The following is a 14,457-nucleotide window of genomic DNA, read 5'->3' on the forward strand; positions in this document are numbered from 1 at the left end:
TATAAAAGGTTTGGCACGTTCAAGCAACAAAAAAATGGCTGAACATGCCAAACCTTTTTAATTGTATTGCCGGTATACGTATGGATCTTTCGGCTCGCTGCTTTTATGGTAACTTGTTACTTTTAAATACGGGATATTCTCTTTAAACGGTGTATAGTACGTCGTATCCAGTTTCCCTTCAACCTCAATCCATGTATTTTCCTTCACGTTTGCCATATTGTCCGGAAAATCAACGAGCATCCCGTATACGCCAGCATCGGCAATGCAGTGGATAATGCCGAACCGGAGCACAAACAGCTGATTCGCTTTAATATCATCCGTCCGGTAGACAAACCCTTTAATCGCCACTTTTTTGCCGATAAAATTCCCCGGATAATTGTAAATCGTTTCAAGCCCGTGAAAATAATGGTCATCATCGAGGACGATGCTTTGCAATTTACTGTACTTTTTCAAATCCGAACTTTCCATTTCTGTATACTGGTCCTTATCATAGTAAAGGCTGGAATTCGGCCGTAAAATCTGGTGATTGGCATACTGGTCCTTGTCATTGTCAATCATTGAAAAGTGGAAGCCCTTTGCTTTGACAACGGTGGAATTCAAGGTGGCCACCGGAAGGAAAATACCCGTTACAACCGGGATTAAAATCATGCCGTACGTAAACATTTTTTTGTACCATGTATTTTCATCCGTTTCATGCGAATGGCCGTGGTGGGCGCCGTGTTGATGGTCATGCGCCTCGTTTCCCGCCCTGACCCATTTCACGAGCTGGTACAAACATAAAAAACCCATCGCAAAAATCATGGAAAACGACAAATACGCATACTTCATATTAATATATTTGCTAATATCTCCTGTCGCGTGCAGCTTCATAAAAAAATACGCGAAGCCGAACAAAACGATAAATCGCAACATTTTAAACACCTTCTATATCAAGAATGCACCCGTAAACACAAAAACGATAATCAGCCCGATCATCGAAAAGACAAATTTTCTTTTAAAGGAATGCATCATCATGAGCAGATTTTTTATATCCACCATCGCGCCAAATACTAAAAACGCAAGGATGGCCGACGTCCCGAACATCCCGTTGAAAGACGAAGCAATGAAGGCATCCGCCTCGGAACAGATCGACATAATAAAAGCAAGCAGCATCATAATTAGAATCGCCGCCATTTTTGTCTGCCCGAGCGACAGCAGCGTGCTCGTCCGGAAGAAGGTCTGCATTGCGGCAGAAATCAGGCCGCCAAACACGAGAAACTTCCCGACGGAAAAAAACTCATCAATCGCATGGTCGATCGTACCGGTGATTTTTTGCAGAAAATTCGGTTTATCATGTGCTTCGTGGTCATGCCCGTGGTGGTGCAATTTGGCCTCCACAAATTCGCGAAGCTGGTTTTCGGAAAAAAAATATGAAATCGCAATCGCGGTTAAAACAGCAGTAAAAATCGCCAGTCCGCAGCGAAGCAGTGCCATTTTCCAGGAATCGCCAAACGCGACAAACGTAGAAAAAATGACAACCGGGTTGATAATCGGCCCCGTCAGCATAAAAGCGATGGCGGCAGAAAGCGGGACATTTTTCCGGACAAGCCTTTCCGTAATCGGGACAATGCCGCATTCACAGGCTGGAAAAAGCGCGCCCATCCCGGTGCCGAACGCAATGGATAAAAAGCGGTTTTTCGGCATAACTTTTGCAATCATTTCCTCAGTGACAAACATCTGGATCACCGCTGAAATGAACACACCCAGCACAATAAAAGGCAACGCCTCGATGATAATGCTGATAAAAATGGTATTCATTTGCAATAAGGACTGGCCCATAACGGCATATCGCACTCCTTTTTCTATCACACTCACAAAAAACTCTCCCAATAAGGATACTATAAGTCTTCATTGGCGTAAATGAAGAAAACCAGGAAATGGCGGGTAAGCAGGGAAACGATGGAAAAAAATGATTTCCAATTTGATGAAATCGATGCGATTCTATTACTTTTCGGGTCGGACTGTGTTATGATAGTGTCAAATGAACTAGTATTGAGAACGTGAAGGGAATGAAGCAATTGCCGGTATCTATATTTGACTTTGGGTTGGTTGTTTCTGCCGGGGCTTTTGTTGCGCTGCTTAAGATCATTATGATCGATATCATTTTATCGGGCGACAATGCGGTTGTGATCGCCATGGCAACCCGGAAACTGCAGCGCGAACAACAAAACAAAGCGATTTTCTGGGGGACAGCCGGTGCGGTGATTTTAAGAATTCTGCTGGCAATGGCAATCGTTGCTTTGCTGAAAATTCCTTATGTAAATGTCATTGGCGGGCTTTTGCTTCTATGGATCGCATATAAAGTGCTCGGCGGCGGAGATGAAAATGTCCACGTCAGAGCAAAAAATGGGCTGCTGGTTTCGATTGGTACGATTATTATGGCTGATGCGATTATGAGCCTTGACAATGTAGTGGCGCTGGCCGGTGCTTCAAACGGGCATATCGGCATGATTGCGCTCGGCGTTGCCATCAGTATTCCGGTCATGATCTTCGGTTCAAAGATGATTGTAAAAGCGATGAACCGTTACAGCTGGATTGCCTATGTCGGGTCCGGCATCCTCGCCTGGACGGCAGCAGAAATGCTCTTTAAAGATGAACAAATCCTGAAATGGTTGAATATCTCACACGGGCCGGTAACGTATACGATCGGCGGCATTCTTACGGTTTTGGTGTTGTTCCTTGGCTGGCTTTCGAACCGTAGGGCGGCGGTAAAGCAGGTTAAGCAAGTAAAACGGGATATAAAAAAGGATGTAAAGCAGGATGTGCAGCAGCGTGTCCATATCCATTAATGGCAAGCGCATGCGCCGTTCCCATTAAATGAACCCGGGCTAGGTTGGCCCGGGTTCTTTTTAGCGGTGGAACAAAATCAGTTTTCCTTCAGGGGATACGCAACGGTGCGTTTTCTCATCGACGCCTTTTTCTTTTAAAAGCGCCTCCCCTTTTTTCTTCGCTTCCGTATCATCCTGTGCTTCAAAACCTTCATCGAGAATCTTTTCTCCTGTCGGTTCAAAGGCAGTCAGTTTATAGTCGCGCATGTTTTCACTCCCCTTTGAATTGCGGCGCCCGCTTCTCTACAAAAGCGCGGATGCCTTCCTTGTGGTCTTTCGTCTGGCGCATTTTCCACTGTGCATGTTTTTCCAGTTCCAATGATTTATTGAAATCAGGGCGGTTCAGTTCCGTATAGATTTTTTTCGTTTTGATCATCGCGAGGACCGGTTTTTTCTGCCATTCTGTAATTTTTTGGTCAACGGCAAGCGCAAGATCGGGCACGGCTTCATCGATAATGCCCGTTTCGGCTGCCTCTTCAGCGGACATGACTTTTCCTTCCCAAATCACTTTTTTCGCCTTTTCCTGGCCGATCCGGCGCTGCAGCAAATAGTGGCCGCCACCGTCCGGCACAAGGCCGATCCCGATGAAGTTCATCGCGATTTTACTGTCCAAATCACTGATAATGGTATCACAGGCTAGGGCAAGGCTTAAGCCCAATCCTGCAGCAGCTCCATTAATCGCCGCAATGGTGAGTTTCGGCATGCCCACAAGAATGGAAACGGCTTCATTTATTTGGTTCATAAAAGAGGTGAACCCTTTCTCTTCTTCCATCGCCAGCATGGCTTTAATGTCCCCGCCTGCGGAGAATGCTTTGCCGTTTCCGGACAAGACGAGAATGTGAATGTCATCCTTCATCGCAATCGCTTTCAACGCGTCCGCCAGTTCCTTAATCATCTCCAAGTTCAGCGCGTTCATTGCGTCCGGGCGGTTGAAATACAAATAGGCCGCCCCGTCTTTTTCCTCCACTTTGATCGTCTCATACGTTGAAATCACCGAGATCCCTCTCCCTTTGTTTTATTCTTCCTATTACTAGGATAGCGAAATATTCGGCAATTTCCAATACAAAATGACAGCTTTTTAAAAAATTCATCAAAAAAAAGAGGCTGCCGCCTAAAGCAAACAGCCCCTTCCATCCTTATTTCAGCAGTTTCATTTTTTTCAAAAAGTCGATTGGCTGCTGTTTCCGGAAATGCTCTTTTACCATATAAGACACCCCGTTTTCATTGTTAGAACGGGTCACCCAGTCTGACACGTTTTTGACAGCGGGATGCGCATTTCCCATCGCAACGCCGAGCCCAGCCCACTCGACAAGCGGGAGATCATCAAGGCCCGAACCGATTACGACCACTTCCTCACGACGGATGTTCATCCGGTCGCATACATATAAAAGCCCGCGAAGCTTGGAAATACCAGCCGGCACAATATCCAGCTTCCCGTTTCCGCAAAAAATACAATCCACTTCATGGAACATATTGGCAATCGCTTTTTTAGCTGCCTGAATGTCCTCTCCGTCAGAAAAAATCACTTCGATTTTGGGCGGGGAAAGCGGCGTTTGTTCCAGTTTTGCCGATAAATCGTCCACATATTGTTCTGCATAAGAAAACGGATTGGACGTTTGATAAATGACTTTTCCCATCAACTTATTCGGATGCTTCACTCTGTTAGACAATGTAAACCGCTCGGAAACAAGGCGGATTTGGGCGTGAAACCCTTCCAAAAAGCGCACAAGGTCACGGGTGGCCTCTTCGCTGATCCTTCTGACAAAAATCGGTTTATCCAGTTCACTGGCAATATAAGCGCCCTGGTGCGTGATTAAGGAAGAATGCAGCTTCAGCCATTTGGCAATCCGGTGGGCCGAAGCGAAATTTTTTGACGTAATGAGCGTCACCGCAATGCCTTTTGCACCTGCATATTCGATTGCTTCTTTCGTTGTTTTGCCGAGCCGGCCGTTATCCTGCAGCAATGTTCCCTCAATATTTAACGCCAGCATTTTATAGATCATGGATGCTCCCCCTCTTCATGATGCTCCCGGCTGCCGGGCTGATTTCTCACACAGCCTGCTTTCTTTTACAGATGTATGAGAAAAAAGGGGGAAATAGAACTTTCCGGCTCCATTCTTCTATTTTCCGGCGTACAAATCTTCGACAGGCCTCATCAGCACCTGGTTGATTTCGCTGAGCAGATCGCTTAGCCGCTGTTCAGCACCGATCAACTGCATAATGGCGGGATTTGACTGGACCGCTTGCATGGCAGCCTGCGCCTGTTTTTCATCTTCTTCTGTAACCAGAAGCCCCTGCATTTGTTTATCTTGCAAATTGAGTTGAAGCTGCCTGAAACGGTCAAACAATGCTCTCGCCTGGCCGTTTGACCGAACATTTTCGTACGCCTGCTTCAATGCAGCAAATTCATGGCTTTCCCGAATTCCTTTTTCAAGCATACGCGCGTACTCATTTAAATGGGATGGCATATAACTCCTCCTTATCAAATTTTATTCGTCACGGATGGTTTCACGGTTTTGACGCGTTACACAAGCAGCGGCCGGGCCGCCTGAAACCTGTCACAGAAATGCCGGAATACATAGGTTTCCTGTTTTCTCTTTCCTGCACGAAAAGCAGGATCAGGCCGGCCTTATGCCAACAATGCGCCGGAGCTTGCTTCCTTTATACAAGCAGCACGATCACCCCCTGAACGATCCCAATCAGGCCGCCCAGTAACGCGCCAAGATACGTAATCATTGAAAATTCGCGGGCGGTAATGCCAAGAATCAGACTTTCCAGGCGCTCAATCGGAAAAGATTCCACTTCCTGGCGCACAAGATCCGCTACCTGCAGCTTCCGGATGATCAAATGCACGTTTTCGCTAATAAGGTGCAGCGCTTTTTCCGCCAATACAGGGATCCATTCTTCTTCAATTTTATTCCGGTACCGGGCAACAAATGCCTGGACGGGTGTGTCCAAAAAACGTTCGACAGGGAGGAGAGACAATACATTTTTCTCCAGCCATCCGCTTATTTCTTCATCCGGCAAATCCGGCAAAAGTTCCCCGGCCTGTTTTGCTTTCAGGCCGTTCCATTCCCTTTCCAGCATTTCCGCCATGGTTGCTTTCATTCCAGGTTCCTGGAGCGCCCGGATGATCTCAGGCTGAATTTTATCGGCAATCGAAGTATTTCCGATAAAACGTTTCACCATCGCGCCGATCATGCCGCGGTCATCGAGAAAATGGCTAATCATCCCTTCAATTTTCGTGCGGCCTGCAGGGCTCGAAATGTATTCACTAATCCTTGCAATGATCAAATCCGCCAAAACAGGGATTTTTTCTTCGGCTTTTTTGATCACGGCTTCGGGCAGCAGTGCTTCAAGCGTTTGAGGTGCGATATGTTGTTTTGCCTGCCCGTAACGGGTGCGGATGAATGCTTTGATCCCGGTTTGCACACGCTCCGCCGACAAATCCACTTTAAAAAAACGAGCCATTTGCGGGGCTGTCCAACTCATCTTCAGCCATTTCAAAAAAGTATCCGTCATCCATCGGGCCGTCTCTTTCCGAAACCCGGGCGACAACAGCTTTTTTTCGATGCTTTCCGGGGTGACCAGATGACGCACCACCATTTCGCCGAGCTGTTTCGCAATTTCTTCGCGCCTTTTCGGAATCAACCCGGGCGTGAACGGAAGCCGCCAATTTTTAATATAAATCGCCTCATACGGCCGAAACAGCATTTTAATGGCCAGATAATTTGTGAATCCGCCGATCACTGCCCCCACGACAGTCATAAACAAAATTTCCAAAAATGCATGCATACACAATCATCCCTCATTTTTTTCGTTGTAAAATTTTTTCCAAAGAAGCACGGGAAGTTTCCAGCCCGCTATGCGGACACAACCGTTGATTTTGGTTCTATGCTGCGGAAAACCGCAAACTTAATGAAAAAATACCCTTTTTTGCGGCCGGGTATTTCTAAAATCAGCTATTTTTTTTGAACCGATTTTCTGTACTAATCATAAGATATCAGCAAAAGCCCAATAAAGTCAAAAATGGACCGTGTTCGTGCCCGTGTTTTCAGGAGGAAGGGAGGGAACGGATTGGCATCAACCATTGCATTCCGGCATGACGATGAAATGAAAGGCGCGGCGGCGGAAATTCCACGGGCGCTCCTTTCCTTTTTGCACATTTTAAATGGCGGGCTCACCATCCGGTTCGGCGGAAAAACAGCCACGGCAAAAGTGGAAACCAATGCATCCGGCAAAACGGTGATGATGCTCTCTGCGGATGGTTACAAACATCTGAAGCTCCCTGTTCCGCCCGCACGGATGAGAGCCTTCTGCCGGCAGGGAGTGCTTGAACTTGGCCCGGTAATTGCCGTCCTGACAGAACTCACTGGCAGTGCCCCTTCCGAAAACATTCGGCCATTTTGCGAAGAACTGCACCACCTGCTCGAAAAAGAAGGCGGCTACCTTTTTGTAGAAGGCTTGGATTCCCGTGCCGGTACCGGCTGCACGTTTTCCGACGACCGTTGGAAAACAAGGGAAGTGCCGGAACCGGACATCGTCTATAACCGCATTCACTCCAGGCTGGCTGAAAAAAGCCGTCAGTTTGAGAAAAAAACAGCGGCGTACAAAGAAAAGGGAATCGATTTTTTTAACGCCAAGTATTTAACAAAAATGGAAGTTTACGAATGCCTTTATGCAAACCGATTTTTGCGGCCGTATTTACCGGAAACTTGCCGGTACGGGCCAGCGTGCCTTGCGGAAAAACTTGAGGCATCAAGCGTCCTGTATGTCAAGCCCGAAAACGGAAGCCAGGGGCGCGGCATCATCCGGATTGAAAAAATGGAAGGCCGTTTCCTCCTTGGCCATACGCACAAGGAAAACAGTTTGCCGGAAGTTGCAGAAAATGTGGAAGACATCGTTAAAAAAATGGACCAACTCACCGGAACCCTTCCGTATATTCTTCAACAAGGCATTCCATTGCTTTCGGCAGATGGAAGGCAAACCGATTTCCGGTTTCTTGTCTGGAGAACCGGCGCAAAAAACGATTGGCAGATCGCGTCATCCCTCGCAAGAACAGCGGCAGATGATGCGATTGTATCAAACCTCTCACAAGGAGGGCTTCCGGCAAAACCGGCGCCGCTGATCTTCCATCATTTTGGAAAGGAAAAAGGCCGGCTTGTGCTGGAACTCATGCACGAGCTGGCGGAAGCCGCCGCCATCACGCTCTGTTCTGCCGGAAACGGGCATTTTGCGGAATTCGGGATCGATTTAGGCGTGGACCGGGAAGGAAAACCGTGGGTAATTGAAGCAAACGTTAAGCCGTCTAAGGCCGCGTTTGGTGTATCCCGCGGCGGCATCCGCCCATCCGTAAAAGCACTTTACCGTTACGGTTTATTTCTATGGACTGAAAGGGGAATGGAACATGCCGGATAAATTAGGCATTCTAACGCTGGATCCTGCTTCCCGGCAGGAATATTTTGACCAAATGGCACATGAATCAAAAAAATACGGGACCGATCTTTATTCATTCTCCCCCCTTGATTTACTGCCCGGCACGCAGAAAGCAAAAGGACTCCATTTTGACACTGCAAGCGGCATATGGAAAGAAGAAGTTTTCCAAATTCCGGAATTCCTTTATGACCGCTGCTTTTACGGTGAAGACCAGCCATCAAAAGATGCCAAAAAAATTGTCGCATGGCTGAAAGAACGGAAAGACCTTACCTTTCTCGGATACGGGCTGCCGAATAAAGCCATGCTTTATGACCGCCTAAAGGAAATTCCGGAGATCTCTCCGTATTTGCCGGAGACAGTAAAGGCGGACAGCACGGGAACGGTTTTGCGGGAGCTGAACAAATACCTTTCCATTATTTTAAAACCGGCAAACGGTGCGCATGGTTATGCGGTATATTCCCTCGAAAAGAGAACGGGCGGACTGCTTGTGAGTACGACGAAAAACGGCAGTCTTATATCGCGGAACTTCGACCGTTTGGATCAATTTCAAGCTTGGCTCAATCAGCTGCTTGGAAAGCATGATTTTCTCATTCAGGCAAGGATTGACAATATGGACCGGAAAAACCGGCCTTTTGATCTCCGCATCTTTTTGCAAAAAGACAGCCGCGGCGAGTGGCAGGAAGTGGCGCGGGGCATCCGTACCGGCATGGAAAACGGCATTCTAACCAATTTGAGCGCAGGGGCAAGCCTCTCAACATACGAGAACTGGCAACGCGAAACGCCGCATTTTAATCACGTCTATATCAGCCAGGAAATCTCTGACATCATCAGCACCTTGCCGGCTGTTTTGGAAGAAACTTTTCAACCGCTGTTTGAGCTGGGGATCGATCTGCTCATTGCGGGAGACCAATCGATCTGGATACTCGACATCAATTCGAAACCGGGCAGGAAAATGGTCAGCCTTCTCCATCCGGAAAAAACCGGGCAAATGGCTGAAGCCCCGCTTGCCTACTGCCGGCATTTACAGGAAACCGGAAGCTGCGCGCGGGCAAATATCGAAACTGTATAGCACGAAGCTGAAAATGAAACGAGGTGTTTTGCAAATGGCTAGAAAATATAAAATCGAGTTTTTTGAGGCATCCGACCCGATCCTGTACACGCCGCAAAGCCTTCCGATACTTGAACACACCGACAAAGTGGCTTTCGGCTCTAAGATCGCTGCCGCAAAAATCGAACCGCATCCAAATGGCCGCAATGTTTTTTCCGTCTCAAGCGCACTTGCCGGTGAACTGAGAATGCCCGCCTTTTTAACGGTTCTTCACTGTTTCCAAAACAGCGATATCCTAATGCTCGGCCCGCTTGTCGGCATTTTTACGGCCGGCTTCACCCCTTTTGAAAACCGGCCGGCCGGCGCAAGGTCAGCGTGGTTTGCAAAACTTCTTTCCGCCCAGCCGGACGCCGGTGTTGTGCCGTTTTTATTCGGCGAACAGCATATAGATTGGGAACAGGGTGTGATCACCGGCTACTTTTACGGGAGAGCGGGCTGGGAAAAACAGGAAGTTCCATTTCCCAATGCCATTTACGACCGGCTCCCGAACCGGAAGAGTGAAAAACTTGTAAATGCGCAGAAAATTAAAGAAAAATTGGAAAATGAATATTTCATTCCATGGTACAATCCCGGTTTTTTCAACAAACTAGAAATTAACGAGCGGCTGTTTCAAGATCCGGATGTGCGCCCATATTTGCCGGAAACAAACCCGCTCACCTCTTTTCATCAAATTGAACGGATGCTGTCTGACTACGGGATGGTCTATATCAAACCGGTGAATGGCAGCCTTGGCCTCGGCGTCCATCAAATCCTTTACCACCATGCTTCCGGTGCGTATTATTGCCGGTACCGGGACACTGGCAACCGATTGTTAAAATTCAGCAGCCTTGAAAACTTAATGAACCGTGTTTTTTCCAAAAAGCAATGGAACCGGCTGCTTGTCCAGCAGGGCATTTTTCTCGTAACAGACGGAGGGCGGCCGGTTGATTTCCGGGTCCATACCAATAAAGACGGGGATGGAAACTGGGTCGTTACAGCAATCGCGGCAAAAGTGGCCGGCCCGGGAAGCCCGACAACGCATGTGAGAAGCGGCGGATTAATTAAAACACTTCCCGAGCTTACGGAAAACCCGGAACAACAGGAGATGTACCGGCATGCACTGGAAACAGCCGCCCTCAAACTTTCCCGTGCCATCGATGAACATGTCGAAGGAATCATTGGAGAAATCGGGTTTGACCTCGGCATCAGTACGGACGGAAAAGTATGGCTGTTTGAAGCCAATTCAAAGCCCGGGCGCTCCATTTTCAACCATCCGTTCATGAAGGCGTGCGATTTATTGACGCGCAAAATGAGCTTATCATTTGCCGTTTATTTGACGGAACGGCAGGTGCAGTCACCAGGGGAAATGTTCCCATGACCGTCATCTGGTTTGACCGCAAGGAAAAAATGTTTAAGCGCACTACCCCGTCCCCGCTTTTTTGGGGAAAAGAAGCGGAACTGATTCCTTTCTCCGCGAAACCCGGTGAGGAAACGCCTCACCGCCTGATGTTAAAAGGAGCATCGGCCGGCCCCCTTATCGGGATACTTATCAGTAAATCAAAGAAAGCCATCAGCGGAGATCGTGATTTTTTTATCGCCATTCAACAAGCATTGCAGGAAAAACAGGGCGGTCTGTCTTTTTTATTCAGCCTTGCCGATATTTCAGCACATATTACCGGTGTGTTTTGGGATATAAAACAAGAAAAATGGCACAGGGCAATGTTCCCGCTTCCGGACGTGGTTTATAACCGGATCCGGAAGCGGGAGGAAGAATCGGGCGAAGATTTCCACCGCTTCACCACGCTTCTCCGGCAAAAAAGGATTCCTTTTTTCAACCCGCATTTTTTAAATAAATATGATGTGTACGAAAAATTGAAGCAGGACCCGGCGATTGCTGGTTTTCTTCCGGAAACGGCGCTTATTTCTGATGAAGACAGCTTGCACGCTTTTTTATTGACGCACAAGGATGTCTATATCAAGCCCGCCGCCCGTTCGCAAGGATACGGCATCCGCCGCATTGTAGAGGGACCCTGTGAGACATGGACATTTTACACGCCCCAATCCGCCCGCTTGCCCGCCAGCTTTTCGGATGTGTGGCAGGAGATTGGCCTGCTTGCGGAAAAAGAAACGTACATTGTCCAAGAAACCGTGCCAACATTATTGCTTGATGGTCGGAAATATGACTACCGTGTCCACGTCCATTACGACGGAACAGGTTACCGGGTTACCGGCATCGGCGTGCGGGTTGCCCGCCCCGGCGGCATGACAACCCATACGGCAAAGGGCGGGGAAACGCTGGTGCTATCTTCCCGGGAAAAAACGGAGATTGAAAAAAAGCTTGCACCGCTCATTTCAGCATGCGGCAATGCTTTAGCGGAATCATACGGCTTTTTCGGGGAATTTACCGCTGACATCGCACCCGGCAATGAAGACAGCTTTTATTTGTTTGAACTGAATGCGAAACCAATGTCCTTTGATGAACCTGAAATTGAAACAGCAAAAACCCAGAAACTTGCCGATTTGTTTTATGCCGTTACCGGATTTTTGGCAAAATGATTCCCTCCCTTTAAAAAAATTGAGTAAAATAGACTATATCCAATGAAAAACTGAGGGGTCCAAACATGCTGGAAAGATTAAAAACGAGGTATCCAAATGCTTGCATTGCAAATGAACCGATTGCGGCGAAACCTTTGTTGTGGTTTTGGATGGAAGAAGAAAAAAAGTATTTCGGGATTGATCCGGTCGAATTGACACCGGAAGAAACGCTGCTGTTAAAGACATTATTCCCAAAATTTCAAGAAAATACTGCCGGCACGACGAGCGAAGCATCCAAATGGTATGACTACCTGTTTTTGCCGGATGCCGATGCCCCTGTCCATGACGGCGTATATCGCGTTACACAATTTGCGCTGGCAAAAGCAGGGTCGGATGTATCCGGCGTTCAGGAAGCTATCAAAAACATGTTTGTGCCTGATGTCTTGGTGATTGTGACCAATCAGCTGGAAGGCATTGTGATTGAAGAAAAAAGTGAAACAATTGCAACCAAAGACGATCTGACGGCATCCCTCCGTGCGTTTGAAGGGGATTTCTACACCCCTGTTTTGCTGTATTTAGGCGAATTTCAGGAAATGGCAGCATTAAAGCACCACTTCTCATTCGAACGCCGGCTTTTCGAATTTGCCAAAAGCCGCCGGAAAACGTCCGCTTTGTTCACGGTTCATTCCCTGCTTCCCCTTTATTTGCTGTCTAATTTGCCTGAAAGTGAAAAGGGCCTGCTCTTTCAATCCCTGCACGGGCTGTTTGAAGAAGACCGGGAAATGGGGCAAACGATCAAACGGTATCTTGAAAATTTTGCGAATGCCAGCCTGACGGCAAAACAATTATTCATCCACCGCAATTCCTTGCAGTACCGGATTGAAAAATTCGAAGAAAAAACGGGTTTGAATTTAAAACATTTTACAGATGCGATCTTTGCGTATTTCGCCTGTCTCGAAACCTTTGGCGGCTAACCCTTCCGATAAGTCTTACGTGATCTGCCTTGAGATGGAATAGGCCTATTTTACAAAAAATGGTTGTATCAAGAGTGGCATGCCGGCATCAGCTCCCATGTTGTAATGAATGCGGCAACCAGAAGAATGGAAAACGAGCTGCTTTTACATTGCCAGGATCCCGGCTCTCTCATTTCACTGCGTCAACCGGGAAAATCGTGTGGGCAGAGTGCCGAAAATCGCCCTGAATTTTTTGTGCATCCTGACGTTCCCATTATGAAATGGTTTTCTTTATAATAAAGACAACTTATAACGGGGGAGGATTTTACGATGACAGAACTTGCGCTTGAGCATATTTATAAGATTTACGACAATAATGTAACCGCTGTATCCGATTTTAATCTACATATTAATGACAAGGAATTCATTGTATTTGTCGGTCCTTCCGGCTGCGGGAAATCGACGACGCTCAGGATGATTGCCGGGCTTGAAGAAATTTCAAAAGGCGATTTATACATGGATGGCAAACGGGTGAACGATGTCGCGCCGAAAGATCGTGATATCGCGATGGTATTCCAGAACTACGCGCTTTATCCGCATATGACGGTATACGACAATATGGCATTCGGGCTGAAACTCCGCAAAGTGCCGAAAGCGGAAATTGACAAGCGGGTACAGGAAGCCGCAAAAATTCTTGGCCTTGAAGAATATTTAAAACGGAAACCAAAAGCTTTATCAGGCGGACAAAGGCAACGGGTTGCCCTCGGCCGCGCGATTGTACGGGATGCAAAAGTCTTCCTCATGGACGAACCTTTATCAAATCTGGACGCAAAATTGCGGGTGCAAATGCGGGCCGAAATTGCCCGGCTTCACCAGCGTTTGCAAACGACGACCATTTATGTGACGCATGACCAGACGGAAGCAATGACGATGGCTTCGAGGATTGTCGTCATGAAAGATGGTGTCATCCAGCAAGTCGGAACGCCGCGTGAAGTATACGACTCACCTGCTAACCTGTTCGTCGCCGGTTTTATCGGCTCACCAGCGATGAACTTCTTCCGCGGTAAACTGGATAACGGCAAATTCCACTTAAACGAATCGGTTCAGATTGATGTGCCGGAAGGAAAAATGAAACACTTGAAAAGCCATATCGGGAAAGATGTCATCCTCGGCGTCCGCCCCGAAGACATCCACGATGAACCTGTTTTCATTGAGACAATGCCGGGCGCTACCATCAAAGCCACGATTGATGTTTCCGAACTTCATGGCGCTGAAACAATGCTTTATTCCAGAATCAACGGGCAAGAGTTTATCTCCCGCATCGATTCCAGGACGGTTGTCAAACCGGGTGACGAAATTACGCTCGGGCTTGATATGAACAAAGCCCATTTCTTTGATGCTGAAACAGAATTAAGGATTGGGTGAATAGAAATGCCGGCTGCTGGTTGCAGCCGGCATTTTTTCACTGCAAAAATCACCAGCGATTACCATCCAGGAACCAGTATAATTAAAATTTTTTCCTCCATAATACGTAGTACATCGATCAAATTCCGCTGGGTTCAACCAAGAAGGTGGCGGG

General features: G+C 47.5%; 14 protein-coding genes. 7 read left to right on the plus strand and 7 right to left on the minus strand.

The annotated features are described in order from the left end of the window. Window positions 1-57: 57 nt before the first annotated feature. On the minus strand, window positions 58-912 hold the full coding sequence (locus BCOA_RS19325) for a TIGR03943 family putative permease subunit (RefSeq protein ID WP_014095800.1): 855 nt from the start codon (window positions 910-912) through the stop codon (window positions 58-60). Window positions 913-924: 12 nt separating this feature from the next. Further along, on the minus strand, window positions 925-1,818 hold the full coding sequence (locus tag BCOA_RS19330) for a permease (RefSeq protein WP_172653434.1): 894 nt from the start codon (window positions 1,816-1,818) through the stop codon (window positions 925-927). A 230-nt stretch (window positions 1,819-2,048) separates the two neighbouring features. Here BCOA_RS19330 and BCOA_RS19335 point away from each other — a divergent pair, with 230 nt between their 5' ends. Further along, window positions 2,049-2,828, plus strand: coding sequence for a TerC family protein (locus BCOA_RS19335; RefSeq protein ID WP_014095803.1), 780 nt, complete (start codon window positions 2,049-2,051; stop codon window positions 2,826-2,828). Between the two features lie 60 nt (window positions 2,829-2,888). On the opposite strand, the gene BCOA_RS19340 is transcribed toward BCOA_RS19335, so the two are convergent. From BCOA_RS19340 to BCOA_RS19360, 5 genes are all read right to left on the minus strand, one after another. Next, window positions 2,889-3,074, minus strand: coding sequence for a YhzD family protein (locus BCOA_RS19340; RefSeq protein WP_014095804.1), 186 nt, complete (start codon window positions 3,072-3,074; stop codon window positions 2,889-2,891). Window positions 3,075-3,078: 4 nt separating this feature from the next. Then, the gene (locus BCOA_RS19345) at window positions 3,079-3,861 is read right to left on the minus strand and encodes an enoyl-CoA hydratase (protein ID WP_014095805.1); all 783 of its coding nucleotides are present in this window, start codon (window positions 3,859-3,861) and stop codon (window positions 3,079-3,081) included. Between the two features lie 142 nt (window positions 3,862-4,003). Further along, complete coding sequence (locus BCOA_RS19350) at window positions 4,004-4,870, minus strand: Cof-type HAD-IIB family hydrolase (protein WP_014095806.1); 867 nt, start codon at window positions 4,868-4,870, stop codon at window positions 4,004-4,006. Window positions 4,871-4,987: 117 nt separating this feature from the next. Beyond that, the gene (locus BCOA_RS19355) at window positions 4,988-5,335 is read right to left on the minus strand and encodes a YlbF family regulator (RefSeq protein ID WP_014095807.1); all 348 of its coding nucleotides are present in this window, start codon (window positions 5,333-5,335) and stop codon (window positions 4,988-4,990) included. A gap of 193 nt (window positions 5,336-5,528) precedes the next feature. After that, window positions 5,529-6,662 carry a DUF445 domain-containing protein gene (locus BCOA_RS19360; RefSeq protein ID WP_041817866.1) on the minus strand — a complete coding sequence of 378 codons (1,134 nt, stop codon included), beginning with the start codon at window positions 6,660-6,662 and terminating at the stop codon, window positions 5,529-5,531. Between the two features lie 282 nt (window positions 6,663-6,944). Here BCOA_RS19360 and BCOA_RS19370 point away from each other — a divergent pair, with 282 nt between their 5' ends. The 6 genes from BCOA_RS19370 to BCOA_RS19395 all read left to right on the plus strand — a co-directional run bounded on the left by BCOA_RS19370 (window position 6,945) and on the right by BCOA_RS19395 (window position 14,303). Continuing rightward, complete coding sequence (locus BCOA_RS19370) at window positions 6,945-8,285, plus strand: YheC/YheD family endospore coat-associated protein (RefSeq protein ID WP_014095809.1); 1,341 nt, start codon at window positions 6,945-6,947, stop codon at window positions 8,283-8,285. Then, window positions 8,275-9,372 (plus strand): YheC/YheD family endospore coat-associated protein, encoded by a 1,098-nt coding sequence (locus BCOA_RS19375; RefSeq protein ID WP_014095810.1) that lies wholly within the window; start codon window positions 8,275-8,277, stop codon window positions 9,370-9,372. The genes BCOA_RS19370 and BCOA_RS19375 overlap by 11 nt, the downstream gene beginning before the upstream one ends. A gap of 34 nt (window positions 9,373-9,406) precedes the next feature. Beyond that, on the plus strand, window positions 9,407-10,768 hold the full coding sequence (locus BCOA_RS19380; protein WP_014095811.1) for a YheC/YheD family endospore coat-associated protein: 1,362 nt from the start codon (window positions 9,407-9,409) through the stop codon (window positions 10,766-10,768). Then, window positions 10,765-11,946 carry a YheC/YheD family endospore coat-associated protein gene (locus tag BCOA_RS19385; RefSeq protein ID WP_014095812.1) on the plus strand — a complete coding sequence of 394 codons (1,182 nt, stop codon included), beginning with the start codon at window positions 10,765-10,767 and terminating at the stop codon, window positions 11,944-11,946. The genes BCOA_RS19380 and BCOA_RS19385 overlap by 4 nt, the downstream gene beginning before the upstream one ends. 65 nt (window positions 11,947-12,011) lie before the next feature. Next, the gene (locus tag BCOA_RS19390) at window positions 12,012-12,899 is read left to right on the plus strand and encodes a helix-turn-helix domain-containing protein (protein ID WP_014095813.1); all 888 of its coding nucleotides are present in this window, start codon (window positions 12,012-12,014) and stop codon (window positions 12,897-12,899) included. A 309-nt stretch (window positions 12,900-13,208) separates the two neighbouring features. Beyond that, window positions 13,209-14,303 (plus strand): ABC transporter ATP-binding protein, encoded by a 1,095-nt coding sequence (locus BCOA_RS19395; RefSeq protein WP_014095814.1) that lies wholly within the window; start codon window positions 13,209-13,211, stop codon window positions 14,301-14,303. The last annotated feature ends 154 nt before the right edge of the window (window positions 14,304-14,457 follow it).

The sequence above is a fragment of the Heyndrickxia coagulans 36D1 genome, from assembly GCF_000169195.2.
In the GTDB taxonomy this organism is placed as follows: domain Bacteria; phylum Bacillota; class Bacilli; order Bacillales; family Bacillaceae_C; genus Weizmannia; species Weizmannia faecalis.